General features: G+C 59.5%; 19 protein-coding genes. 16 read left to right on the top strand and 3 right to left on the bottom strand.

Annotation, left to right across the window (positions count from 1 at the left end; all coding sequences use genetic code 11):
• Positions 1 to 9 precede the first annotated feature (9 nt).
• The 9 genes from AB1Z25_RS02110 (at position 10) to AB1Z25_RS02070 (ending at position 11449) form a co-directional block, all read left to right on the top strand.
• The gene (locus tag AB1Z25_RS02110) at positions 10 to 3039 is read left to right on the top strand and encodes a type VI secretion system Vgr family protein (RefSeq protein ID WP_486636482.1); all 3030 of its coding nucleotides are present in this window, start codon (positions 10 to 12) and stop codon (positions 3037 to 3039) included.
• 15 nt (positions 3040 to 3054) lie between these two features.
• Entirely contained in the window at positions 3055 to 7686 is a 4632-nt protein-coding gene (locus AB1Z25_RS02105; RefSeq protein WP_486636481.1) for an RHS repeat-associated core domain-containing protein, read from the top strand.
• 1 nt (position 7687) lies between these two features.
• Positions 7688 to 8221, top strand: a complete 534-nt coding sequence (locus tag AB1Z25_RS02100) for an SMI1/KNR4 family protein (RefSeq protein ID WP_486636480.1) — start codon at positions 7688 to 7690, stop codon at positions 8219 to 8221.
• A 280-nt stretch (positions 8222 to 8501) separates the two neighbouring features.
• Positions 8502 to 8624: a hypothetical protein gene (locus AB1Z25_RS02095; RefSeq protein ID WP_486636479.1), complete on the top strand. Its 123-nt coding sequence runs from the start codon at positions 8502 to 8504 to the stop codon at positions 8622 to 8624.
• 131 nt (positions 8625 to 8755) lie between these two features.
• Positions 8756 to 9181 (top strand): SMI1/KNR4 family protein, encoded by a 426-nt coding sequence (locus AB1Z25_RS02090; protein WP_486636478.1) that lies wholly within the window; start codon positions 8756 to 8758, stop codon positions 9179 to 9181.
• A 134-nt stretch (positions 9182 to 9315) separates the two neighbouring features.
• Positions 9316 to 9531, top strand: coding sequence for an RHS domain-containing protein (locus AB1Z25_RS02085; RefSeq protein WP_486637339.1), 216 nt, complete (start codon positions 9316 to 9318; stop codon positions 9529 to 9531).
• A gap of 207 nt (positions 9532 to 9738) precedes the next feature.
• Positions 9739 to 10251, top strand: a complete 513-nt coding sequence (locus AB1Z25_RS02080; protein ID WP_486636477.1) for a hypothetical protein — start codon at positions 9739 to 9741, stop codon at positions 10249 to 10251.
• Between the two features lie 43 nt (positions 10252 to 10294).
• A complete protein-coding gene (locus AB1Z25_RS02075) occupies positions 10295 to 10987 on the top strand; it encodes a hypothetical protein (RefSeq protein WP_486636476.1) in 693 nt (230 codons plus the stop codon).
• A gap of 156 nt (positions 10988 to 11143) precedes the next feature.
• Entirely contained in the window at positions 11144 to 11449 is a 306-nt protein-coding gene (locus AB1Z25_RS02070) for a hypothetical protein (RefSeq protein ID WP_486636475.1), read from the top strand.
• 298 nt (positions 11450 to 11747) lie between these two features.
• Here the strand turns inward: AB1Z25_RS02070 and AB1Z25_RS02065 are convergent, their stop codons facing one another.
• The gene (locus AB1Z25_RS02065) at positions 11748 to 11963 is read right to left on the bottom strand and encodes a hypothetical protein (protein ID WP_486636474.1); all 216 of its coding nucleotides are present in this window, start codon (positions 11961 to 11963) and stop codon (positions 11748 to 11750) included.
• Positions 11964 to 12547: 584 nt separating this feature from the next.
• Between AB1Z25_RS02065 and AB1Z25_RS02060 the strand changes: the two genes are divergently transcribed.
• From AB1Z25_RS02060 to AB1Z25_RS02050, 3 genes are all read left to right on the top strand, one after another.
• Positions 12548 to 13162, top strand: coding sequence for a hypothetical protein (locus AB1Z25_RS02060; RefSeq protein ID WP_486636473.1), 615 nt, complete (start codon positions 12548 to 12550; stop codon positions 13160 to 13162).
• Between the two features lie 276 nt (positions 13163 to 13438).
• Positions 13439 to 15037: an L-aspartate oxidase gene (gene nadB, locus AB1Z25_RS02055; protein WP_235084688.1), complete on the top strand. Its 1599-nt coding sequence runs from the start codon at positions 13439 to 13441 to the stop codon at positions 15035 to 15037.
• On the top strand, positions 15027 to 15617 hold the full coding sequence (locus tag AB1Z25_RS02050; protein WP_486636472.1) for a nucleotidyltransferase family protein: 591 nt from the start codon (positions 15027 to 15029) through the stop codon (positions 15615 to 15617). Before nadB ends, AB1Z25_RS02050 begins: the two co-directional genes overlap by 11 nt.
• On the opposite strand, the gene AB1Z25_RS02045 is transcribed toward AB1Z25_RS02050, so the two are convergent.
• Both AB1Z25_RS02045 and AB1Z25_RS02040 read right to left on the bottom strand, forming a co-directional pair.
• A complete protein-coding gene (locus tag AB1Z25_RS02045; RefSeq protein WP_081548533.1) occupies positions 15599 to 16105 on the bottom strand; it encodes a DUF1993 domain-containing protein in 507 nt (168 codons plus the stop codon). The two genes, AB1Z25_RS02050 and AB1Z25_RS02045, sit on opposite strands and share 19 nt — an antisense overlap.
• A 186-nt stretch (positions 16106 to 16291) precedes the next feature.
• Entirely contained in the window at positions 16292 to 18577 is a 2286-nt protein-coding gene (locus AB1Z25_RS02040; RefSeq protein WP_233246740.1) for a PAS domain S-box protein, read from the bottom strand.
• A gap of 210 nt (positions 18578 to 18787) precedes the next feature.
• On the opposite strand from AB1Z25_RS02040, the gene AB1Z25_RS02035 reads away from it, so the two are divergent.
• From AB1Z25_RS02035 to AB1Z25_RS02020, 4 genes are all read left to right on the top strand, one after another.
• Positions 18788 to 19792 carry a TRAP transporter substrate-binding protein gene (locus AB1Z25_RS02035; protein WP_107800818.1) on the top strand — a complete coding sequence of 335 codons (1005 nt, stop codon included), beginning with the start codon at positions 18788 to 18790 and terminating at the stop codon, positions 19790 to 19792.
• A 59-nt stretch (positions 19793 to 19851) separates the two neighbouring features.
• The gene (locus tag AB1Z25_RS02030) at positions 19852 to 20442 is read left to right on the top strand and encodes a TRAP transporter small permease (protein ID WP_107800819.1); all 591 of its coding nucleotides are present in this window, start codon (positions 19852 to 19854) and stop codon (positions 20440 to 20442) included.
• Positions 20439 to 21767, top strand: coding sequence for a TRAP transporter large permease (locus tag AB1Z25_RS02025; protein WP_081548523.1), 1329 nt, complete (start codon positions 20439 to 20441; stop codon positions 21765 to 21767). Before AB1Z25_RS02030 ends, AB1Z25_RS02025 begins: the two co-directional genes overlap by 4 nt.
• Before the next feature lie 155 nt (positions 21768 to 21922).
• Positions 21923 to 24199 carry an NADP-dependent malic enzyme gene (locus AB1Z25_RS02020; RefSeq protein ID WP_107800820.1) on the top strand — a complete coding sequence of 759 codons (2277 nt, stop codon included), beginning with the start codon at positions 21923 to 21925 and terminating at the stop codon, positions 24197 to 24199.
• The last annotated feature ends 58 nt before the right edge of the window (positions 24200 to 24257 follow it).

Raw genomic sequence — 24257 nt, 5'->3', positions numbered from 1 at the left:
CAGCGCCCCATGGACCTCAGCACCCTGCTCGCCAGCTTCGCCTCCGCCTTCAACCAGGACCAGCGCCTGCTCACCCTCAGCCTGGGCGACGGCAGCGTGGCGGCCGAGCAATTGCTGCCGCTGAGCTTGGCCGGCGAAGAAGGCGTGTCCCGGTCTTACGCCTACCAGCTGACCTGTCTGTCTCCGGACGGCAAGATCGAACTCAAGAGCCTGCTCGGCCTGCCGGCCCGGCTCGGCATCCTCGACGCCGCCGGCGCGGAGAGCCTGCGCTGCGGCGTGGTGTCCAAGGCCGAGTGCCTGGGCTCGGACGGCGGCTTCAGCCGCTACCAGCTGACCATAGAGCCGCCGTTCGCGCTGCTGCGGCACCGCATAAGCTCGCGGGTGTTCCAGGATCAGTCGGTGCCGGACATCGTCACGCAGATCCTGAGCGAGCATCAGCAGGCCAATCCGGTGTTCGCCCGCGTGCAGGCCCAGGACTTCAAGACCGGCCCGGCGTCGCCGCGTAGCTACTGTCTGCAATACCGCGAGAGCGATTACGACTTCATCGTGCGCCTGCTGCACGAAGAGGGTTACGCCTGGCGTTTCGATCACCTCGACGGCGACACGCCACAAGTGCGCTTGGTCGCCTTCGACGACCCTTACAGCCTGCCGCCGGCCGGCGTCGAGCGGGTGCGTTTCCACCGCAGCGACGCCACCGAAGCCGAGGACGGCCTGACCGAGTGGAATGCCCAGCGCCAGATCGTGCCCGGCGCGGTGGCTTTGGCCAGCTTCGACTACCAGCCTGTCTCCACCCAGCACAGCGGCGACGACAGCCGCATCGATCAGGGCCAGAACGGCAAGGCGCTGCAATCCTCCTTGCACGACTACGACCCGCAATCGCTGTACTACGCCGGCGACGCCGACCAGCTCAGCCACTACGCCCAGCTGCGCCAGCAAGCGCATGACCTGAACGCCAAGCAATTCAGCGGCGGTGGCAGCGTGCGCGGCCTGGCCGCCGGCCAGTGGTTCCGCCTGGACGACCATCCGGCCCACGACGGCGACAGCAGCGAACAGCGCGAATTCGTCGTCACCCGCCAAGCCTTAAGCGCGCGTAACAACCTGCCGGCGGATCTCAAAGCCTTCCAGGATGGCAAGGAAGCCCAACCCTTCCGCGCCGACTTCGACGCCCAGCGCCGCGGCGTGCCGCTGACCCCGGCCTACGCCCACACCGAACTGGCCAAGCCCAAGTCTCGCGGCGTGCAGACCGCCACCGTGGTGGGACCGCAAGGAGAAGAAGTCCACACCGACCAGCACGGCCGCATCAAGGTGCAATTCCACTGGCAGCGGCCGGAAGAACACCCGAGCATAGGCGCGGGGATGGACGACAAATCCTCCTGCTGGCTGCGGGTGGTGATGCCCAGCGCCGGCGCCGGCTGGGGCCACCAATTCATCCCGCGCATCGGCCAGGAAGTCTTGGTCGACTTCATCGAAGGCGATATCGACCGCCCGGTGATTACCGGCGTGCTCTACAACGGCAGCCACCCCCCGCCGGACTTCAGCGGCGCGGGCGCCTTGCCGGCGAACAAGACCCTGTCCGGCATCAAATCCAAAGAACACCAGGGTGGCCAGTACAACGAACTGCTGTTCGACGACACCCCCGGCGAAGTCCGCGCCAAACTATCGAGCGAACCCGGCAAAACCCAACTCAACCAAGGCTTCCTCACCCAGCCGCGCAGCAACGGCAAGGCCGAGCCGCGCGGCGACGGCTTCGAACTGCGCACCGACAACCACGGCGCCATCCGCGCCGGCCACGGCCTGCTGCTGAGCACCGAAGCGCAGAACGGCGCGTCCGGCAAACAGCTGGCACGCGAACAGGCGCAAAGCCAGCTGGACGCGGCCTTGGCCCTGAGCCAAAGCCTGGGCGACACCGCCAGCGGCCAGCAGGCCGACACCATGGAAACCGGGCCGGAAGAAATTGGCCCGGACAACGCCAAAGCCGCCAAGAAAACCGAAGGCCATCTGCAACACCAGGCCGCGGCCTTGAAAGCCTGGGAAGCCGGCTCCAACACCGACAAGGACGGCAAAACCGCCAAGGACCAAGCCGGCCAGCAACCGCTAATCGTGCTGTCCGCGCCGGCCGGCATCGCCAGCCTGAGCCAGCAAAGCCAGACCGTGGCCGCCGGCACTAACCTGGACCTGGTGGCGCAGCGGGACAGCAACCAAACCTCGGGCCGGCGCTGGCTGCATAACGTCGGCCAGCACATCAGCCTGTTCGTCGCCGGGGTCAAGGATCAGATCGCGCTGAAGCTGATCGCCGCCAAGGGCAAGATCCAGATGCAGGCACAGAGCGACAGCATCGAGGTGACCGCGGACAAGGATGTGACCGTCACTGCCTGCAAGGGCAAGGTGGAAATCGCCGCCGGCCAGGAAATCCTGCTCACCAGCGGCGGCGGCTATATCCGGCTCAAGGGCGGCAATATCGAAGTGCACTGCCCGGGCGAAGTCAGCGTCAAGGGCGCCAGCCACGCGCTCACCGGCCCGGCCAGCCTCAGCACGCCCACGCCTACCTTCAACAAGCCGGGCATGGGCAATCTGCAAGTGATTCACGATTTCGCCAACGGCTACTCCATGGATCAGGGCAAATTCGTGCTCACCGACGCGCTGGGCGTCAAGCACAGCGGCGTGCTGGACGCCGCCGGCAAGGCCATGGTCAACGGCCTGCCCACCGGACCGGCCCAAGTGCAGTTCCTGGGCCGGCCGCACAAGAGCGAGGCGGACATCTTCCCCTTTGTGCCGCAGCCGGAAGCGGCGCTGCAAAAAATGGGCGCCGCGGTGCAGCAGCAGGCCATGAGCCAGCTGGGCAGCCTGGTAGGCAAGGCGCTGCCGCCCGGCGCCGCCGGCCTGGCGCAAAACCTGGCCCAGGCCAAAGGCGCCGTGGACCAGGCCAAAGCCATGGCCTCCCAAGCCCAGGCCGCGCTGCAACAAGCGCGCGACATCAAACAACTTGCCTCCGGCGCGTCCCTCCCCTCCGCCGCCGGCATGATCAAGAATATCGTTTAAGAGCCCTCCTCCGACATGAGCACCGCAGCCCAAGCCAAACCCGTCGCCGTAATCAACGGCACGCCGCAAAACGCAGCCCAGGTCATCCAGCAAACCGGCAAGACCTTCGATCAATGGCTGCAAAGCATCAGCGACGGGCATCTGTCGGTGGACAGCCTCAAGACCATAGGCAGCGCGGTGCCCATTGTCGGCAACCTGATCTCGGTGGGCGACGTCATCGTCGACCTGATGGAGATGTCGGAAAAGAGCAAGAAAAAACAGGAAGTCGACGTCTTCGACTGGCTGTTTCTGGGCGTGGACCTGGTGGGCGTGGTGCCGGCCGCAGGCGGCCTGTTCAAAATGGGCGCGCGCCCCACGCTGAAGCTGTGCGCCAGCAGCGTGCGCCGCGCCGGCGGCGACTGGCTGAAAATGGAGCTGTCCGCCTCGCTGACCCAAAAAGTGGCCAATATGTTGCCGGCCGACTTCCGCAATATGCCGGACCAATGGGTCAAGCACGTAGACAGCAAAATGCAGAGCACGCTGGAAACCTGCGGCGGCAAGGGCAAGGTCATCATCTCGGACCTGGCCAATCTGCTGATCAGCCTGGGCTCCGGCAACTTCAGCGGCTACGTCAAACAGCACGTGCCGCAAGCGCCGGTCAAATACCATCTGGAGAAAACCAATAAGCAAGGCTTCTGGGCATCGGTGGGCGCGGAACTGGACGCGCTGAACCGCGCCGCCGCCAGCGCCAAGAAAGAAGCCGCCGCCGGCATGACCGTGGCCGCGGCCAAAGGCATAGACATGGCGCTGAAAGGCAGCGCCGCCGCCCGCATGATGCTGAGCCTGGGCCGCACCCTGCTGGCCTGGGCCGGCCAGCTCACCGCCAAGCTGCTGTCCATGTACTCCAGCCACCTGAAGCCCTTGCTAAACAAATTGCTGGCAGCCTTCCTCAAGCACCTGCCCAAGAAGGCCGCCGCGGTGGCCAACAAAGTCACCAACAAGGCCAAGAAAGGCACCCAGCAGCTTTATCAGGAGGTCACCAGCCGCTTCAAGGGCAAGATCAAGCCGCCGCCCAAATGCGCCTGCGCCGCCTCGCCCAACAGCATCGGCTATGTGCTGGGCGAAGAATCGCTGCAACATACCGACTTCAGCCTGCCCGGCGTGCTGCCCATCATCTGGACCCGGCAATATCGCTCCAACTTCGACGGCAACGACGCCCGCGGCGATCTGGGCGCACGCTGGGGCGTGGCTTACGGCGCGCGCTTCGACATCGAAGGCGAAGCGCTGAAGCTCCACGACGACAGCTGCCGCACGCTGGACTACCCCTTGCTGCCGGTGGGCGAATCCCTCAAGGACGAGCTGGAAGGCTTCACCCTCAGCCGCCTGTCCGACACCCTGATCTCCCAGACCTACGGCCACGACCTGGTGCAACTATACGAACGCCACGGCGACAGCTTCCGCCTGGCGCTGATCAAGGACCGCGCCGGCAACAGCATCGCGATGAACTTCCGCGACGGCCGGCTGATCCAGCTGCTCAGCAGCGCCGGCTACGTGGCGGACCTCAGCCACGACGCGCGCGGCCGCATTGTCCGCATCAGCCTGCAAAACCCGGAAACCGGCCTGCCGCTGCGTACGCTGGCGCAATACCAATACGACGACGCCGGCCCGCTGGCCGCGGACGCCGGCGACCTGCTGGCCGCCAGCGATGAAAACGGTCAAAGCTGGAGCTACCAGTACCAGCACCACCTGCTGACCCGCTACACCGACCGCACCGGCCGCGGCATCCATCTAGAGTGGGACGGCAAGCACCTGGACGCGCGCGCCGTGCGCGAATACGCCGACGACGGCAGCCAGGACATCCGCCTGGCCTGGGACGACAATATCGACCTCACCTACGTCACCGACGCCTACGGCCGCACCACCGAGTACTACTTCGACGACAAGGGCTACAACTACCGCATCATCTACCCGGACCACAAGGAAGAATGGTTCGACTACGACGCCCAGAAAAACCTGGTCAACCACATCTACCCAGACGGCTCGCAAGACAGCTTCTCCTACGACGACAAGAGCAATCTGGTATTGCACGAGCGCCGCGACGGCAGCGAAGTGGCCTTCGCCTACGACGCCCAGGACAATCTGGTGGAAATCACCGATCCGCTGGGAGAAAAATGGCTGCGCGCCTACGACGACAAGGGCCAGTTGATCGAGGAAACCGACCCGCTGGGCCACAAGACTCAGTACGCCTACAACGAACAGGGGCTGCCGGTGGCCATCACCGACGCCAAGGGCGGCAAGAAGCAGATTGCCTACCGCCCGGACGGCCTGCTGCAGAGCTATACCGACTGCTCCGGCAGCGCCACCCAATGGCAGTACGACGAACGCGGCCGCTCGCAGCTGATCATCGACGCCATGGGCAGCGCCACCCGCTATCAATACGCGGCCAACGGCACGCTGCAAGCCATCGTCCTACCGGACGGCCAGGCCACGCAATTGGAGCACGACGCCGAAGCACGCCTGCTCAAACTCACCGACCCGCTGGGCCGCGCCACCCATTACGACTACGACAAAGCCGGCCGGCTGCAGACCCGCACCGACGCCAACGGCCACAGCCTGGCCTACAAATACGACAAGCTGGGCCGGCTGACCGCGCTGCGCAATGAAAACCACCGCCAGTATCTGTTCGAATACGACGCCGGCGGCCAGCTGATTTCGGAAACCGGCTTTGACGGCAGCCCCACCCGCTACCACTACAACGCCGCCGGCCAGCTGGAAAAACAACAGGAAGGCGATGTCGCCACCCTCTACCGCTACGACGGCGCCGGCCGCCTGATCGAACGCAGCGCGCCGGGCAGCCTGGAAAGCTTCGGCTACGACCCCGCCGGCCGGCTGTACCAGGCCAAGAACCGCTACGCCAGCCTGCGCTGGATTTACGATCCAGTGGGCAATGTCATAGAAGAACACCACGGCTACAGCGTGGCCGGCGTCAAGGAAACCTACCGCTGGCAGCATGAGCATGACCCGCTGGGCAACCGTGTCGCCAGCGTGCGTCCGGACGGCCGCCGCGTGGACATCCTCAGCTACGGCAGCGGCCACGTGCACGGCCTGCTGTTCGGCCAACGCGACATCGTCAACCTGGAGCGCGACAAGCTGCACCGCGAAACCCAGCGCGTGCTGGGCAATGCGCTGCAACAGCACCAGAGCTACGACAAGGCCGGCCGCCTGACCAGTCAGCGGCTGATGGGCTCCACCCAGTGGAACCGCCAATACCAGTACGACGTCGCCGGCCAGCTCACCGGCATCGCGGACAGCCGCACCGGCCAGCTCAACTACCGCTACGACCCGGTGGGCCGCCTGCTGGAAGCCGCCACCCCCAAGGGCGTGGAAAGCTTCCGCTTCGACCCGGCCGGCAACCTGCTGGACAACACCCCGGCCGCCGACGGCCACCAGGACAACAGCCTGCTGGGCAACCTGCTCAGCCAGTACGCCGGCCGCCATTACCGCTACGACAGCCGCGGCAACCTGGTTGAAAAACGCGTCAACGGCGCGCTCACCAAGCTGGAATGGGACAGCCACAACCGTCTGTCCCGCCTGACCGCGCCGGACGGTCAGCGCACCGACTACCACTACGACCCGCTGGGCCGCCGCATCGCCAAAACCCAGGCCGGCCAGACCACGCTTTACGGCTGGGACGGCGACGTGCTGGCCTTCGAGACCCGCGACGAACAAGCGGTGCATTATCTGTTTGAGCCGGACAGCTTCGTGCCGCTGGCTCAAGTCCACACCGAGGCCGTGCGCGGCGTCAAAGTGCCGCGCTGGAGCCAGCACCATCCCTACGACTCGGACCAGGACCCGCTGCGCAAGCCGGCGCCGGAACCCAGCGAACCGACGGCGGTGTACTACTACCACACCGACCACCTGGGCACCCCGCAGGCACTGACCGACGAACAAGGCGCACTGGCGCTGGAGATGGACTACCAGGCCTGGGGGCAAGCGCGGGAAATCATCGCCGACGCCACCAACAAGGCCGGCATCCGCAATCCCTTCCGCTTCCAGGGGCAGTACCAGGACGAGGAGTCCGGGCTGCACTACAACCGTTATCGCTACTATGATCCGGAGATCGGAAGGTTTATTTCTCGGGATCCGATTGGGCTATGGGGAGGAGAAAATATTTATGAGTATGGACCTGACCCAATCCAATGGGCAGACCCCTACGGCTTAAAGAAACTAAAACCAGGCGCACAGTATAATACGCACTCCAGTCGAACTAACGTTAGCAAAGTTAATGGCCGCATGCCTATCAATTCTTGCTACGCAGGCAAGACCATGCCGTTACAAGACTTACCTGATAGTTTAAAGAAAAAGCATCCAGGCATTGTAGGAAAATATCCTCATGGAGTTCCATTTAATGTAAAAGGGTTCCCTGATTTTTCTAGATATGCGGTCAAAAATGTAAATATAGGTGGCTTCTCGTCAGACAAAGCAGATTTTAGAAAGGCTAATGAATCGGCATTTGGCAAAGGAAATCCTTTTGGAGATAAGGCTCCTCCTGGAATGGTTTGGCACCACAACCCTCAAAGCGGCACATTACAGTTACTACCTGAAGACATACACGATGCAGTAAAACACACAGGCGGAGCTGCTATATGCGGCACACGAAGGAGATAAAATGACAGACTACCTACCACTAGGCATTAGTCCTGAAGAGCTGGATTTTTTGCTCAAGCACGGAATAAAATATGACAAACGAAAAAAAAGACAAATGCTTGAGGCTTATAACTATCGAGAAAAACCCTCTATAGCAGCCTTAATAGATTACTTTAAAAAACTTGACATCTCACCAACTCAAGAATATTTAGAGTTTTTATCAAAACACAATGGCGGAAAACCAGACCCAAGCTCAATAAAAATAAAAAGGAAAAGTATATCCATACAGTACTTTTACGCGCACTCTACTCCAATAGACTCTTGCACCCTTGATTATGCAATAACAATGTATGACGGCCGCATTCCTCTTGGATACATTCCCATTGCACATGACTCAAGTGGTAGTTTGCTTCTTTTAAGCTGCACCGATGATAACAAAGGGGAAATATATTATTGGGATCACAACAATGAAGCAGACTGCTCGGAAGAGCCTTTTTTTGGCAACATGACAAAGATTGCGACAAACTTTACTGATTTGGACCGTATGTTTCAGTAGCCTACAAACCCAAAATTAATCAAAAAAACACATTACCCACAATAAGTTTTAAATTTTGATCAAAGCAAAATAGCTCTGTTTAACCCGAAGTGCCACCAACACTTTACCAAACAGATAATTATCTACTGGAGCAACGTACTGGACTTTAAAACTAGGTACGAGCAGGCGGCCATATCCTGTTCGTACCTAGCCTCTGCACCAGCCCCACAAGCCGTGCGCAGCGTCAACATGCCGAGCTGGGGCTAACCTCTACGACTCAGACCTGGCCCCCAAGCAAGCATTGGAACCCAGCGAACCGGCGGCAGCGTACTACTACCACACCTACCATCTGGACACTCCTCAGGCTCTGACCAACGAGCAAAGCGCGCTGGTGCTGGAAATAGACTACCTTGCCTGGGGCTAGACGCGATAAATCATCACCCACACCCCTAATAAGAACGACATCTGCCGCCGCTTACAGCATCAGCAAGAAGCGATACAGGAAGGATCGAATAGATTCAAAAAAGGCTGCAAAACTTAAAGCAAGGAAGCACCATGATCCCAAGTTCTGTAGAAAAATTTTTAGCCTCTAGAAAAGTTAATGTTTTTCGCACCAACCCTGCATCTGCGGCTACCGCGTTAAAAAACCTTGGTGTAAGTGAAGACTCTCAGCTTGGAGAGTTTTATCTAAAATACCAAGGAGCATTTATCAGCCCCAAAGACGAACCAGAGCTACTCGACATTGACGACGTAGCAATCCCAGCAATACCAGATCAAACTGAATACATCAAAGACGTACACGAGATACCAGATAACTATCTCGCCTTGACAACAGATGAAAGTGAAGGTATGTATCTTTATGACAAAAATAATGAAGCCGTTTTGGATGTAAATTTCGAGGACATCTATCTATTAAAGCAAGGCGCTCTTTCTGCGAAATGGAAAGACTTCAATAGCTTTATAAGCTGGTACTTCTCTTGATGGTTAGATTTGCTTTTGCAAACAATCCAGCACAATAAAAACCTACAGGTGATGCACTCTCAGTTTGAACCGGACAGCTTCGTGCCGCTGGCCCAAGTCCACACCGAAGCCGTGCGTGGCGTCAAAGTGCCCAACTGGGGCCAGTACCGCCTAACCCGCTTCGCAAGCCCACTCCGGACCCGACTGGACCAACAGCAGCGTACTACTACCAAACCTGCCACCTAGGCACCCCGCAAGCTCTGACCGACAAGCAAGGTGCGCTGTCGTTGGAAATGGACGATCAGGCAGAGAGTCATGCGCGCGAAATCATTGCCGACGCAGCCAACACGGCCGACACTGGCAATCCCTGATCGGCATCAGAGCAAGGAGTTCTGAGCTGCACGACAACATCCAGAGATCAGGCGCTTTATTTCAATTGAGTTGCCAGGGGATATAAATATCCACAACCATGCCCCAAACCTAATAGAATGGATTGGCCAATTTGGTTTAACATTGCAGAGAATCTACAGTACAAAAGGAACTTTAGCGGAAAGAACAAGCTATAGAAAGTGTTCAGAATGAAAAAAGAAATACTTCATACCCTATTTCAAACACTTGATACGATATCTTTTTTTGAGAATTTCGACACTGAAGAAACAGATATCAACATCGATGCGACCCTGTGCAAAGGAGTTGCCATTTTTGAAAAATCGATTCACTCAGAAGAGTGGGAGGACATTAGAGCAGAAGCCGCAGCACAACTAAGCACAATGCTCAACAAAAAATTCCAAAATCAGTATCAGGAATGGAATACAGTCGCTAAAGAAGCTCGTCAATATTTTAACGAAAAAATAGAACCAAAACTGAAGCCATTCGAAGACACACATGGATTAAAAAATCTCAATGACGATATCGGATATGACATCGTACACATCATCATTGAGGGATACTTCACAAAACGTGTTGGCATAAAGAAAATGCTTTTCAGTCGTCTACTTGACATATACAAATTTGGGAAAATCCCTTGCGGGTACTCAAAGAGTCGTGAAGACGACTTTATTCGACCAACAGGAAAAATAATTTACCTTTAGGCCGTTAATTAATGTCACCACCAAAAGTCTTTTCTCCGTAGACATGAAGAACACTTTTCCAGGCATTGAGCACGCCATCAGTACGAGGCAAAATCTAACCAGGGAACTAGCCTCATTAAAAAATGACACAGATGCACTTAACGCTACCGTTCACTTAGTAAGCAATATCACAGAATGGAAGTACTCCCGCGGCATACTCTATACTCCAGAACGTTTCTTCAACGAGCTCTTAGAAGAAAACCCGGGAAAACCGCTACAGAAGAAGTTCACATCGCCATTAGAAGCTAGAAAAAATGGCGTTGAAAGCGCGAGCTTCATCGATGACAGGCTTGTGTTAACAATAGATTCTGAGAAAGAAGACCCTGACTTTGCAAGGTTAACCGCAAACCTCATATCATACAAAAATTCTGAAATCATTATTCGCCGAGCGCATCATTATGACTTCACTGACAAGCCAGGCAAAAAGCCCGAGCTTGTTTCTCTGACAGCCATTAAAAAACTATCCAGCGATCTAGAAGTAAGCGTAGGCATATCAACACGGGGCGACTACGGTTTTAAGGCATTCTCCTTTAATGAAAAAAATTTAGTCGAGCATATTTACGTGCAGGGATCCAGACATCAAAACCCTATCCGTTATGACTTACACTACACTGATGATAATCAAGTAGAAAGCATTACAACCAAGGAAAGGGATGGCGCCCCTGACATCATCACATGGAAAAACAAGCACATTTAAAATTTAATGCACCGACAAAATAGGCCAACAGCCATTTAAATAGATTTCGATTTGAAAAATTACATCAACGCATTTCTATGCTTGAGTGCTACCTAGCACCGAACACCCCATACGCGCGAACAGATGTTTTATGTATGCTAGCATCGAGGAAAGTCCATGGCCAACATAGATGAGGTTTGGATTGATCACATCACCACCTTAATATTAAATGCCAGATCAAATACTGGCATCACAGACATAGAAATCAACCAAGCCATTAGCAGCACAAACCAGTTAATTACAAACTATAAAGGCAAAAAATATTTGCCGATGGCGATTGTAAATGTTCTTATTGACATGCAAGCCAGCCTGATAACAAGCGCGGACTGGCATAAGAATGAGAAGAAACAAGCAGCGATGTCAGAGGCCATATACAAAACAGCTTTACTTCTCTCCGACTTGGCAAGAGAGATCACGGTTTGAACAAAAGCATCTACAAACAGCATCAATATCAATCTAGATGAATTTCTATTCAAAATAATTTGCTCCACCTCCGTCTCAACCACCTAGCCCTCCACGGGCATTGCCCGACGCGCAAGGACGCGAAGCTAGAAATGGACTACGAGGCCTGGAGTCAGGCACAGAGAATCGTAGCGGCGACATCAATCCGCTGGCGCAAAAGGCAGACTCGTCCTGCGGCCGCCTGATGCACAAAAACCGAACCAAACCCAAGCCGTAATAAGCCCAAAGCCCCATCCGGGGCTTTGAGCATTTGGAAGGATTAAGCCAGTTCCTGCATTTGCACCGTGGTCTGCTGCAAACGGCGGGCGAAGGGCTCCAGCAGGCAATACAGCTGCTCGCACTCCAGTGTGTCCAAGTTGGGTTGGTCCAGCATGGTAACAAGCGCGCTCAAGGCATGGCTGACCTGGCCGAGTTCCAGGCAGATCAGTTGGGCGCTGTGATGGAAGCGCTCGTCGTATTCGTCAAGCTGCTGCAACAGCGGGTCAATCGGCTGCAGTGAAGCATTTTGCCGACGCAAGCTTTTCAGCTGGGACAGCAAGGTTGGCAGTGACGGGATATGAGGAGACGGAGAGAAGATGGCGCTAGGCATGAGAGCCTCCAATAGTGAGCGATGAAACCCACCGTCCGACGCTAACCGGGGCGGCGGGAACATGGCAGGATTAGCGTTACCGGCACTATGGAACCGGCGCGTGCAAGCACGCTCCCACCATGACCCGCCTGAGAGTAGACGCATCAATAGTGTGTCCGGACATGAGATGCCGCATGTGCGGCTGCCCGCCATAGTGTTCGGAACGCTAATTCCGGTGCTGATGCACAGCACCGCCGGATTATCACGTGCTTGGGGCTGGGAGGCAAGACGCCGTCGCCTTCTGCGGCCCCCCCCTTGGCCGATGCCGAATCCATGCGTGCCGTCAACGTGCTGTGTAGCAAGCAACATGAGGCCAACCGTTCAGACTCCGGCCTACTGCACAAAGCCGCAACGGTGCACTACTATCGCTCTGGCCATCTGCTCACCCCGTAGGCGCAAAGCAGCTAAATCAGTCTAATAAGCGTACGACCATGAAAAACTACCATTCTGAGTATTGCTTCATCAGCTATAAAAGCGCAAATAATCGTCCTATCCTTTCAGCAGACACTGAAACAGCAGCTCTTGCATACACCTCAGAAGCACTACCATTAAGTAGCCTGCCATTAAAATTCAACAATGGCGCGGCAAACAACAAAAACAAGTATTTATTTAATGAAGAGCCTCCAGAAATATTATTCCACGGCTCCGACATTGCCGTTAAGGCAGAAACATATAAGCAGCTTGCCCTCATTGAAATACCCAACCTTGTATTACAACCGGCAATTTACATAGACCATAATAATGTACACCATGACAGCTATTGGTTTTTGACCTTCACAAACAAACTGGATTGCTGGGACAGAAATAAATCTCTTTACGCCCCAGAACCCTTAACCGGCTTTGATGACATCCGTTATGAAGTGATTAGTTATCATCTCGACAAAGCCACTCTTGACTCAATACCGCTCGCAGAACGCAGACTCTTCAAAATGGGAGCGACGACTGAGGGCTGGCTACTTGTACACAGCAGCATTGCGGACTTCTTTCACAAGCCCGGAGTAGAGCTGGTTCCCGTTAAAGATTTTGGCGTAACTTTCTTTCCATAAATCATATACAACAGAGCATACCGTCACACCTTCAGAATATATTGCCAAAGCCCATAGCAAGCCTCCAACAATCAAAGGCATGCCCACTCAAAACGATCTACCCGCAGCTCCACTATGGCGACGACAACGCTGGCATCCTGGGCCTTTATCGTATCGGCTCATTAATCCCCTTGGATTTGACCAGTCCCCATCCGTCCCCTCCCCCATCTGTCACACCAGCATGAAGTCTGCTACGCTGCCTATCCATTTCGACTCTGCGTCCTGCAGGATTTCATCATGCTTAAGTTTGATGTTCTGATCATCGGCAGCGGTCTGGCCGGGATGACCTTGGCCTTGCACCTGGCGGAAAGCCGCAAGGTGGGCCTGATTACCAAGCGCGATTTGCTGGAAGGCAGTTCCACTTACGCCCAGGGCGGCATCGCTGCGGTGCTGGACACCGAGGATTCGGTGGAGGAACACATCCGCGATACGCTGATTGCCGGCGCAGGGCTATGCAATGAGGAGACTACGCGCTTCATCGTCGAGCATTCCAAGGAAGCCATTGATTGGCTGATTGCGCTGGGCGTGCCCTTCACCAAGGATGAAACCCACCGCACCGGTTATCACCTGACCCGCGAGGGCGGCCACAGCCACCGCCGCATCATCCACGCCGCGGACGCCACCGGCGCGGCGGTGACCAGCACGCTGGGGCAGAAGATCAAGGCCCACCCCAATATCACGGAGCTGGAAGAGCATATCGCCATCGATCTGATCACCTCGCGCAAGCTGGGCCTGCCCGGCAACCGCGCCTATGGGGTGTACGCGCTGGACAAGCTGGCGGATCAGGTGGTGACCATCGCCGCCAAGCACACCATCCTGGCCTCCGGCGGCGCCGGAAAGGTTTACCTGTACACCACCAATCCGGACACCGCCACCGGCGACGGCATCGCCATGGGCTGGCGCGCCGGCTGCCGGGTGGGGAATATGGAATTCATGCAGTTCCACCCCACTTGCCTGTATCACCCACACAGCAAGTCCTTTCTGATCACCGAGGCAGTGCGCGGCGAGGGCGGCATCCTGAAGCTGCCGGACGGCACCCGCTTTATGCCGGAACACGATCCGCGCGCCGAGCTGGCGCCGCGCGACGTGGTGGCGCGCGCCATCGACTTTGAGATGAAGAAGCATGGCCTGGATTGCGTCTACCTGGACATTTCCTACAAGCCCGCCCATTTCATCCGCGAGCATTTCCCCAATATCTACGCCCATTGCCTGGAGCTGGGCATAGACATCACCCAACAGCCCATTCCGGTGGTGCCGGCGGTGCATTTCACCTGCGGCGGCCTGGTCACGGACCTGACCGGCCACACCGATGTGGACGCGCTGTACGCGGTGGGCGAAGTGGCCTGCACCGGCCTGCACGGGGCCAACCGGCTGGCCAGCAATTCCTTGCTGGAATGTCTGGTGATAGGCAAGGCGGCGGCGGCGGACATCCTGGCCGCGCCGGAGATCAAGCTGCCCAAGATCCCGGACTGGGACGACAGCCAGGTGACGGACCCGGACGAGGAGGTGGTGATTTCCCACAACTGGGACGAGCTGCGCCGGGCGATGTGGGACTATGTGGGCATTGTGCGCACCAATAAGCGGCTGATGCGGGCGCAAAACCGCATCCGCCTGCTGTCCGAGGAAATCAACGAGTATTACCGCCATTTCCACGTCAGCAACGATCTGATCGAGCTGCGCAATCTGGTACAGACTTCGGAATTGATCGTGCGTTCGGCGCTGCTGCGCAAGGAGAGCCGCGGCCTGCACTACAGCCGCGACTATCCGGAGAAGCTGGAGCTGGCGCAGGAGACCATCCTGACGCCGGAGGCGCCGGCGCAGGCCGATGGAGCATGAGCGACAGTTAGTAGCTTTGCTGCGCGGGCAGCCGTGGCTGATGGAGGCGCTTGGCGCTGGGCGCGCCTTGGGCCTGTCCTCCTGGGCCATCGGCGCCGGAGCCATCCGCAGCCTGGTTTGGGACCGGCTGTGCGGCCATGCACGGCCCACACCTATCCCGGACATAGATCTGGTTTACTTCGATCCCGCGGACTTAAGCCCAGAGCGCGAGCATCAGTTGGAAGCCCAATTGCGCACTGCGCTGCCAAGCTTGAACTGGGAAGTCTGCAATCAAGCGGCGGTGCACCTCTGGCGCGAACAGGAGCCGGGCCGCCCCTTGCCGCCATTACAAAGCCTGGCGGACGGGGTGGCTAGTTGGCCGGAAACCGCCACTTCCGTGGCGGCCTGGCTGGATGAGGAGGACCGCGTGCGGATTCTGGCTCCCTGCGGTCTGGACGATTTGATGAACGGCGTGTTGCGCCATAATCCCAGGCATGGCAACGCCGCCGTGTTTGAGCGCAGGCTGATGGACAAGCAGTTTTTGCAGCGCTGGCCAGCGCTGCGGCGGCTCCCCGCCCGGGACTACACGCCGCCCAAGTAATCCATCTTGCCCAGCGCCACGCCGTTGTGGCGCAGGATGGCGTAGGCGGCGGTGAGGTGGAAGTAGAAGTTGGGCAGCACAAAGCCCAGCAGATAGTTCTGTCCGCTGAAGCGGATCTCGTCACCGCGCACTTTCAGCACCACTTCCCGCGTCTCGCTGCCGTCGATCTGCGCAGCGTTAAAACCCTGCAAAAACGCCACGGTCTTGGCGATGCGCTGTTGCAAATCGGCAAAGCTGGCTTCGTCGTCGGCGTAGCTGGGCACGTCGACGCCCGCCAGCCGCGCGGCGCAGCCTTTGGCGCTGTCGCTGGCGATCTGCACCTGGCGCGTCAGCGCGAACATGTCCGGCGCCAGCCGGGCGTTCAGCAGCACGTCCGGCGCGATGTTGCGCGCGGCGGCGTCGGCGGCGGCCTTGTCCAGGATGGCGGACAGATTGTTCAGGCCCCGGATCAGCGCCGGGACGGAGGCTTGGTACATGGAAACGGACATGGCGGGCTCCTGTCGGATGCGGGAAGGCGGGCGCGGCGGACATTCCGGCGCGCCGCCACAGCATAAGCCAATCCGCCGCCGGGAAACAGACGCGGACCCGGCAGCGGCTTATTCAAAACGGGCCTTCACCGCCCCCGTCCGCCGCCTGCCCTCTCTGTCCCATGCGGAGGCGCGGAGGCAGGGCTCTCACTTGGCCAGCGGCAGGGTGAACCAGAACGCGCAGCCGCCGGCCACGGTGCTGTTGGCGCCGAATTCACCGCGGTGGAATTCAACGATGGAGCGGCAGATGTTCAGGCCGATGCCCATGCCTTCCGGCTTGGTGGAGTAGAACGGGGTGAACAGATTGCTCTTCATCGCCTCGGACAGGCCGGGGCCGTTGTCCACCACTTCCACCCGCCAGAAGGCGGTGCCGATGGAGGTGCGCACTTTGACCCTGGGCCGCTTGGTCTGCGCTTCCTGCATCGCTTCAATGGCGTTTTTCATCAGATTGAGCAGCACTTGCTCGATCAGCACCGGGTCCATGTCCAGCAGGCAGCCTGCCGGGTCTTGTTCCACCTGCAGCTTGACCCCGGCTTTGACCGCCAGGCCTTCCGCCAGGCCGACGGCGCGCAGCACCACCGGCCCCGGTTCCACGCGCTGCAATTGGGGCTCGTGCTTTTTGACGAAGGCGCGGATGCTGCTGACGATCTGGGCGGCGCGCTTGGCCTGTCCGGCGATTTCCTGGATCGCCTCGCGCACGCCGGCCGGCAGTTCCAGTTCCGCCGGCAGCCGCCGGCTGACGCCGGCGGCGTAGGTGTTGATGGCGGTCAGCGGCTGGTTCAGCTCATGCGCCAGCGTGGAGGCCATTTCGCCCATGGCGATCAGGCGCGAGGTGTTTTGCAGCCGTTCCTGCTGCGCCAGTTCCCGCCCTTCGCGCGCCTTGTCTTCGCTAACGTCGGCCAGGATGGCCAGCCAGGCGGATTCGCCGTTCACCCAGTCTATGCGGCGGCGGTGCATCTGGAACCAGCTGCCGCCGCCGTCGGTGGTGAATTCCAGGCCGTACTCGTCTTGTTCCGGCTGTTCCTGCAGGCCGGGCAGCAGCACGCAGCAGGGGCCGTCCGGCTCCACCGTCAGCCATAGCCGGGCAAACGCCGGATTGGCGTACAGCAACAGGCCGCCGCTTTCTTCCATCACGCAGACGCCGGCCACCAGGCCGTTGAGCACGGTGAGGAAGCGCTGATGGGAGGCGTTGAGCGCCAGCCGCTGCCGCTTGCGCTCGGTGATGTCGAACAGGGACGCGATCCAGCCGCGCTGGCTGCCGTCGGCTTCCACCAGCGGGGTGGCGTAGAGCCGCACTTCGATGAATTCGCCGTCCTTGCGCGCAAAGCGCAGTTCGAAGCCCTCTTCCGGCTGACGGTTGTCGCGCACCGCGGCGATCGCCGCGGTCATGGCAGCGTGGTCGTCCTCCGGCCAGAACGGATGCGGCGGCGCCTGACCCACCAGTTCGTCCGCGCCGAAGCCCAGCATGTCGCAGAAGGCTCGGTTCACGCGCACGATGCGCCCTTCGTCCTCCAAAGCCACCAGGCCGCTTTTCATGCAGTCTTCTATCGCCTGGCGCAAGGACACTTCCTTGGCCAGCGCCTGTTCCGCGTGCGCGCGTTCGCGCACATGGCGGCGGATGCGCCAGGCGGCGTACAAGAGCGCGCTGACCAGCAGCGCGATCAGGCCTGACAGCACCGGCAGGGTCAGCCCCAGGCCGGCGCGGTAGCTGGTCGCGTGCAGATAGAGGCCGTAGCCGGGGGGATCGAAGCTGGTCTGATGCGAGAGGGTGCCGGGACGCTCCGCCGGATCGAACTTGCTGGCCAGGATTTTGCCGCTCAAATCCTGGATGCTGATGTAGTTCTTGGAGGCGATCCACCACGGCACCTGGTTGAACAACAGCAGGTCCATCTGATAAGCCAGCCTCAGCCCGCCCAGGGGTTTGCCGTCGTGGACGATGGGCACGGCCAGATCGAAGCGGTATTTGCCGTCGCCGCCCTGATAGGGTTCGCCGTAACTGGGCCGCAGCAGGCGGTTGGCGCGCCACAGCGCGTCGAAGGTTTCTCCGGTCAGCACGCTGCCGTCGCGGCGGGTGCCGTGCTGGTCGCGCACCACCCGGCCGTCCACATCCACCTGCTCGATGCTCAGCAGTTCCGGGTTGCCCCGCAGGTAAAACGCGGCTTGCCGGGCAAAGCGCTGGCTGTCGATATTGCCGTCCTCGATTTCCCGGCCCAGATTTTCAGCCCATTCCTGCTGCCCTTCCAGATACATGCGCAAGGACTGCTCCAGCCACAGCACTTCCTGGATCAGATTGTCTTGCTGCTCGTCGCGCCAGTCCCGGTAAACCAGGTAGAACAGGCTGCCCAGCGCCAACAGCAGGGCCAGCAACAGCGCGCCGGCGCTGAGCCAGAGCATGCCGGGGGAACGGCGCGACAATAAATTTTTTATCTGCATGGCATTCTAGGGAAAGCCCTAATGCGGAAGTCCCTAATAGTTGAAAGAAATAGGAAATCCTACTTTACACGGAACAAGCAGACTGTCCACAAGGACAGCGCATAAGGAAAAACCGCCCACGGCGCCGGCCAAATCGCTTTTGCCGGCCATAAAATGCCAAGGGATTGGTGGATTCCATACAACACTATACAAGTACGATGGAGATAGAGAATGAAACTGAAGACTGCCGCCGTGGCCCTCTGCGCCGCGTTCGCTTTGTCCGGCGTTGCCAATGCCGCCGGCGAGATCCTCATCAAATTCAGCCATGTGGTGTCTCCGGACACCCCCAAGGGCAAAGCCGCCGAATATTTCAAGAAACTGGCTGAGGAACGCACCAAGGGCAAGGTCAAGGTGCAAGTGTATCCCAACAGCCAGTTGTACAAGGACAAGGAAGAACTGGAGGCGCTGCAGCTGGGCGCGGTGCAGATGCTGGCGCCCAGCCTGGCCAAGTTCGGCCCGCTGGGGGTCAAGGAGTTCGAGGTCTTCGATCTGCCCTATCTGTTCGACAATTACGACCAGGTCAACAAGGTGATGCACGGCCCCATCGGCAAGCAGTTGCTGGGCAAGCTGGAGGGCAAGGGCATCAAGGGCCTGGCCTATTGGGACAACGGCTTCAAGAACTTCTCCGCCAACAAGCCCATCCGCACCCCGGCCGACCTCAAGGGCCTGAAGATCCGCATCCAGTCGTCCAAGGTGCTGGAAGAGGAAATGCGCACCCTGGGCGCGCTGCCGCAAGTGATGGCTTTCTCCGAGGTGTATCAGGCGCTGCAGACCGGCGTGGTGGACGGCACCGAGCTGGAAGCGTCCAACCTGTACACCAGCAAGGCCTATGAGGTGCAAAAACAGCTGACGCTGACCCAACACGGCTTCCTCGGCTACGCCGTCATCGTCAACAAGAAGTTCTGGGACGGCCTGCCGGCCGACGTGCGCGCCCAGCTGGACAGCGCGATCCGCGATGCGTCCACCTACGCCAACGATATCGCGAAGAAGGAAAACGAACGCGCGCTGGCCGGCATCAAGGCTTCCGGCAAAACCCAGATCTACACCCCCACTCCGCAGGAACGCAGCGCCTTCAAGAAGGCGTTGGCGCCGGTCCACGCCAAGATGGCCGGCCGCATTGGCCAGGATCTGCTAAACCAGATCTATAAAGAAACCGGTTTCAATCCGGCCAAATAAAGCCAGCCCGGTTCAAGAGCATGCCCTCAAGCATGCTCTTGTTCCATGCGGAGACAGATATGTTGAAATTCCTCGATCACCTTGAGGAGTGGATGATCGCCTGCCTGATGGGGGCGGCCACCCTCATCACCTTTACCGCGGTGCTGCACCGCTACGGTTCGGGCATCGCCACTCTGCAACCGCTGCTCGCCCACATCAATATGTCCTGGGCGCAGGAGCTGACCATTTACCTCTTCGTCTGGATGGCCAAGTTCGGCGCCGCTTACGGCGTGCGCACCGGCATCCATGTCGGCGTGGACGTGCTGATCAACCGGCTCAGCGACAAACGCCGCGGACGTTTCATCGTCTTCGGCCTGCTGGCCGGCGCGCTGTTCACCGGCACCGTCGCCGTCATGGGCGCGGATTTCGTCTGGGACATCGCCCACACCGATCAAACCTCGCCGGATCTGGAGGCGCCGATGTGGCTGGTCTACCTGGCCATTCCCTGTGGTTCTTCGCTGATGTGCTTCCGCTTCCTGCAAGTGGCCTGGAATTTCCTCAGGACCGGCTCGCTGCCCAAGCATGACCACGGCCATGTGGACGGCCTGGACGGCGACGAGCAGCTGGACAATATGCACCCCCACGATATGCATCACGGAGGCCGCCCATGAGCGCCTTGATCATTTTCGGCCTGTTGATGCTGCTGATGCTGACCGGCATGCCGATTTCCATCTCCCTGGGCCTGACGGTGCTGACCTTCCTGTTCACCATGACGGATGTGCCGGTCACTTCGGTGGCGCTGAAGCTGTTCACCGGCATCGAGAAGTTTGAAATCATGGCCATCCCCTTCTTCATCCTGGCCGGCAACTTCCTGATGCACGGCGGCGTGGCCAAACGGATGATCCGCTTCGCCACCACGCTGGTGGGCCACTGGTACGGCGGCCTGGGTCTGGCCGGCGTGGTGTCCTGCGCGCTGTTCGCCGCCATCACCGGCTCATCTGTCGCCACCGTGGTGGCGGTGGGTTCCATCATTCTGCCGGCCATGGTCAAGCAGGGCTATCCGCAGCGCTTCGGCGCCGGCGTGATCACCACTTCCGGCGCGCTGGGCATTCTGTTTCCGCCGTCGATCAATCTGGTGATGTACAGCATCGCCACCGCCGGCATGGATGTCACCGGCCCCAACGGCATGAGCGTCAGCACCGCCTCGGTGGGCCAGCTGTTCATGGCGGGCGTGCTGCCCGGCCTGTGCCTGTCCCTGCTGCTGGGCCTGACCACCTGGTTCCGCGCCAAGAAGTTCGACTACCCGCGCCTGCCCCGCGCCGGCTGGGGCGAACGTTGGCAGGCTTTCCGCGACAGCGTCTGGGGCTTGTTGTTGATCGCGCTGGTGATAGGCGGCATTTACAGCGGCATCTTCACGCCCACCGAGGCGGCGGCGATGGCGGCGGTGTACGCCTTCGTGATCGCGGTCTTCGTCTACAAGGACATGGGGCTGAAGGATGTGCCCAAGGTCTTGCTGAACGCGGCGTCCATGAGTTCCATGCTGCTCTACATCATCACCAACGCGGTGCTGTTCTCCTTCCTGCTGGCGTCCGAGCAGATTCCGCAGGCGATGGCGGCCTGGATGACCGGCCAGGGCCTGGGCATTGTGGCCTTCCTGCTGCTGACCAATATCCTGCTGCTGGCGGCCGGCAACTTCATGGACCCGTCCGCCATCGTGCTGATCATGGCCCCCATCCTCTATCCGGTGGCGGTGAAACTGGGCGTCAATCCCATCCACTTCGGCATTCTGATCGCGGTGAACATGGAAGTGGGCATGTGCCATCCGCCGGTGGGATTGAACCTTTACGTGGCTTCCGGGATCACCAAGATGGGCATCACCGAACTGACGGTGGCGGTCTGGCCCTGGTTGCTGACCATGCTGGGCTTCCTGGTGGCCGTCACCTACATTCCGGAGATCTCGCTATGGCTGCCGCGCGCGCTGGGCATGGTGAATTAGCATCCGCCTGACAGGCGTGAAAACGCGATGGCATGCGCCATCGCGTTTTTTGTCCGACAAGGCGATAGCCCCGCCCGCCCTTAAGCCCGTATAATGTGTAGTTACTCTCTTACACCAACCAACCACCTAAAGATCAACCTCAGGAGTCCCAGAGAATGGACGAGCAATTGCGCCAGAGCGCACTGGAATACCACCAGTACCCCAACCCGGGCAAAATCCAGGTTGCCCCGACCAAGCCTCTCACCACCCAACGCGATCTCGCCCTGGCCTACTCCCCCGGAGTGGCGGCCGCCTGCGACGCCATCGTGGAAGATCCGCTGAACGCCTACAAATACACCGCGCGCGGCAATCTGGTGGCGGTGATCTCCAACGGCACCGCGGTGCTGGGCCTGGGCAATATCGGCGCGCTGGCCGGCAAGCCGGTGATGGAAGGCAAGGGCGTGCTGTTCAAGAAGTTCGCCGGCATCGATGTGTTCGACATCGAGGTCAACGAGCTGGATCCGGACAAGCTGGTGGACATCATCTGTTCGCTGGAACCCACTTTCGGCGGCATCAACCTGGAAGACATCAAGGCGCCCGAGTGCTTCTACATCGAGAAGAAGTGCCGCGAACGCATGAACATTCCGGTGTTCCATGACGACCAGCACGGCACCGCCATCGTGGCCGCCGCCGCGGTGCTCAACGGCCTGCGTCTGGTGGAGAAGGACATCGCGCAAGTGCGCGTGGTGGCCTCCGGCGCCGGCGCCGCCGCCATCGCCTGCCTGGACCTGCTGGTGGCGCTGGGCGTGAACCGCGACAACATCACCGTCTGCGACTCCAAGGGCGTGATCTACGAAGGCCGCGACGAGAAACTGGACGACTCCAAGAAACGCTACGCGATCAAGGACAACGGCCAACGCAAGCTGGCCGACGCCATGGCCGGCGCCGACATCTTCATGGGCCTGTCCGGTCCCAAGCTGGTGTCCCAGGACATGGTCAAATCCATGGCCCGCTCGCCGCTGATCCTGGCCATGGCCAACCCGGAGCCGGAAATTCTGCCGCCGCTGGTCAAGGAAGTGCGCCCGGACGCCATCATCGGCACCGGCCGTTCGGACTATCCGAACCAGGTCAACAACGTGCTGTGCTTCCCCTTCATCTTCCGCGGCGCGCTGGACGTGGGCGCCACCACCATCAATGAAGAGATGAAGCTGGCCACCGTGCGCGCCATCGCCGACCTGGCGCTGGCCGAGCAAAACGACGTGGTGGCCACCGCCTACGGCGACCAGGAACTGTCCTTCGGCCCGGAATACGTGATTCCGAAACCGTTCGACCCGCGTCTGATCGTCAAGATCGCGCCCGCCGTGGCCAAGGCCGCGATGGATTCCGGCGTGGCCACTCGCCCGATCCAGGACTTCGACGCCTACGCCGATCAACTGGCCCAGTTCGTGTACAAGACCAATCTGTTCATGAAGCCGGTGTTCGCCCAGGCCAAGAAAGACCAGAAGCGCGTGGTGCTGACCGAGGGCGAAGACGAGCGCGTGCTGCACGCCACTCAGGAAATCGTCACCCAAGGCCTGGCCAAGCCCATCCTGATCGGCCGCCCCAGCGTCATCGACATGCGCATCCAGAAGCTGGGCCTGAAACTGGTGGCCGGCAAGGACTTCGAGATCGTCAACAACGAATCCGATCCGCGCTTCGCCGAGTACTGGAAAGAGTACTACCAGCTGACCAAGCGCAAGGGCGTGTCCCAGGAGCAGGCTCGCCGTCGCGTGATCGGCAACACCACGCTGATCGGCGCAATGATGGTGCGCCGCGGCGACGCCGACGCGATGATCTGCGGCACCTACGGGCCGTACCGCCAGCACTTCGACATCGTTGAAACCGTGCTCGGCTACAACAACCCGGAGCAAGTGGCCGGCGCGATGAACGCGCTGATCCTGCCCACCGGCAACATCTTCATCGCCGACACCTACGTCAACGCCGACCCGAGCGCCGAACAACTGGCCAGCATCACCCGCATGGCCAGCGAATCGATCAAGCGCTTCGGCATTGCGCCCAAGGCCGCGCTGCTGTCCAACTCCAGCTTCGGCACGCTGAACAGCGCCTCGGCGCAGAAGATGCGCGCCGCCTTCGACCAGATCCGCTCGGCGCAGCCGGATCTGGAGATCGACGGCGAAATGCAGGGCGACGCCGCGTTGGTGGAAAGCATCCGCAACCAGGCCATGCCGGACAGCACGCTGAAAGGCTCGGCCAATCTGTTGATCATGCCGAATGTGGAAGCCGCCAACATCAGCTACAACCTGTTGCGCGTTTCCGCCTCCGACGGCGTGACCATCGGCCCCATCCTGATGGGCATGAGCAAGCCGGCTCACATCCTGACCCCGATCGCTTCGGTGCGCCGCATCGTCAATATGGTGGCCCTGGCCGCCGTGGACGCGCAGAACAGCAAGTAAGCGTTTGCCTGGCATTTAAGGCATATACTGAACGGGCAAGCACAGCTTGCCCGTTTTT

Source organism: Chromobacterium sp. HL1, from assembly GCF_057418835.1.
Note: the sequence above shows the minus strand (reverse complement) of the source record. Positions and strands in the feature narration are given on the sequence as shown.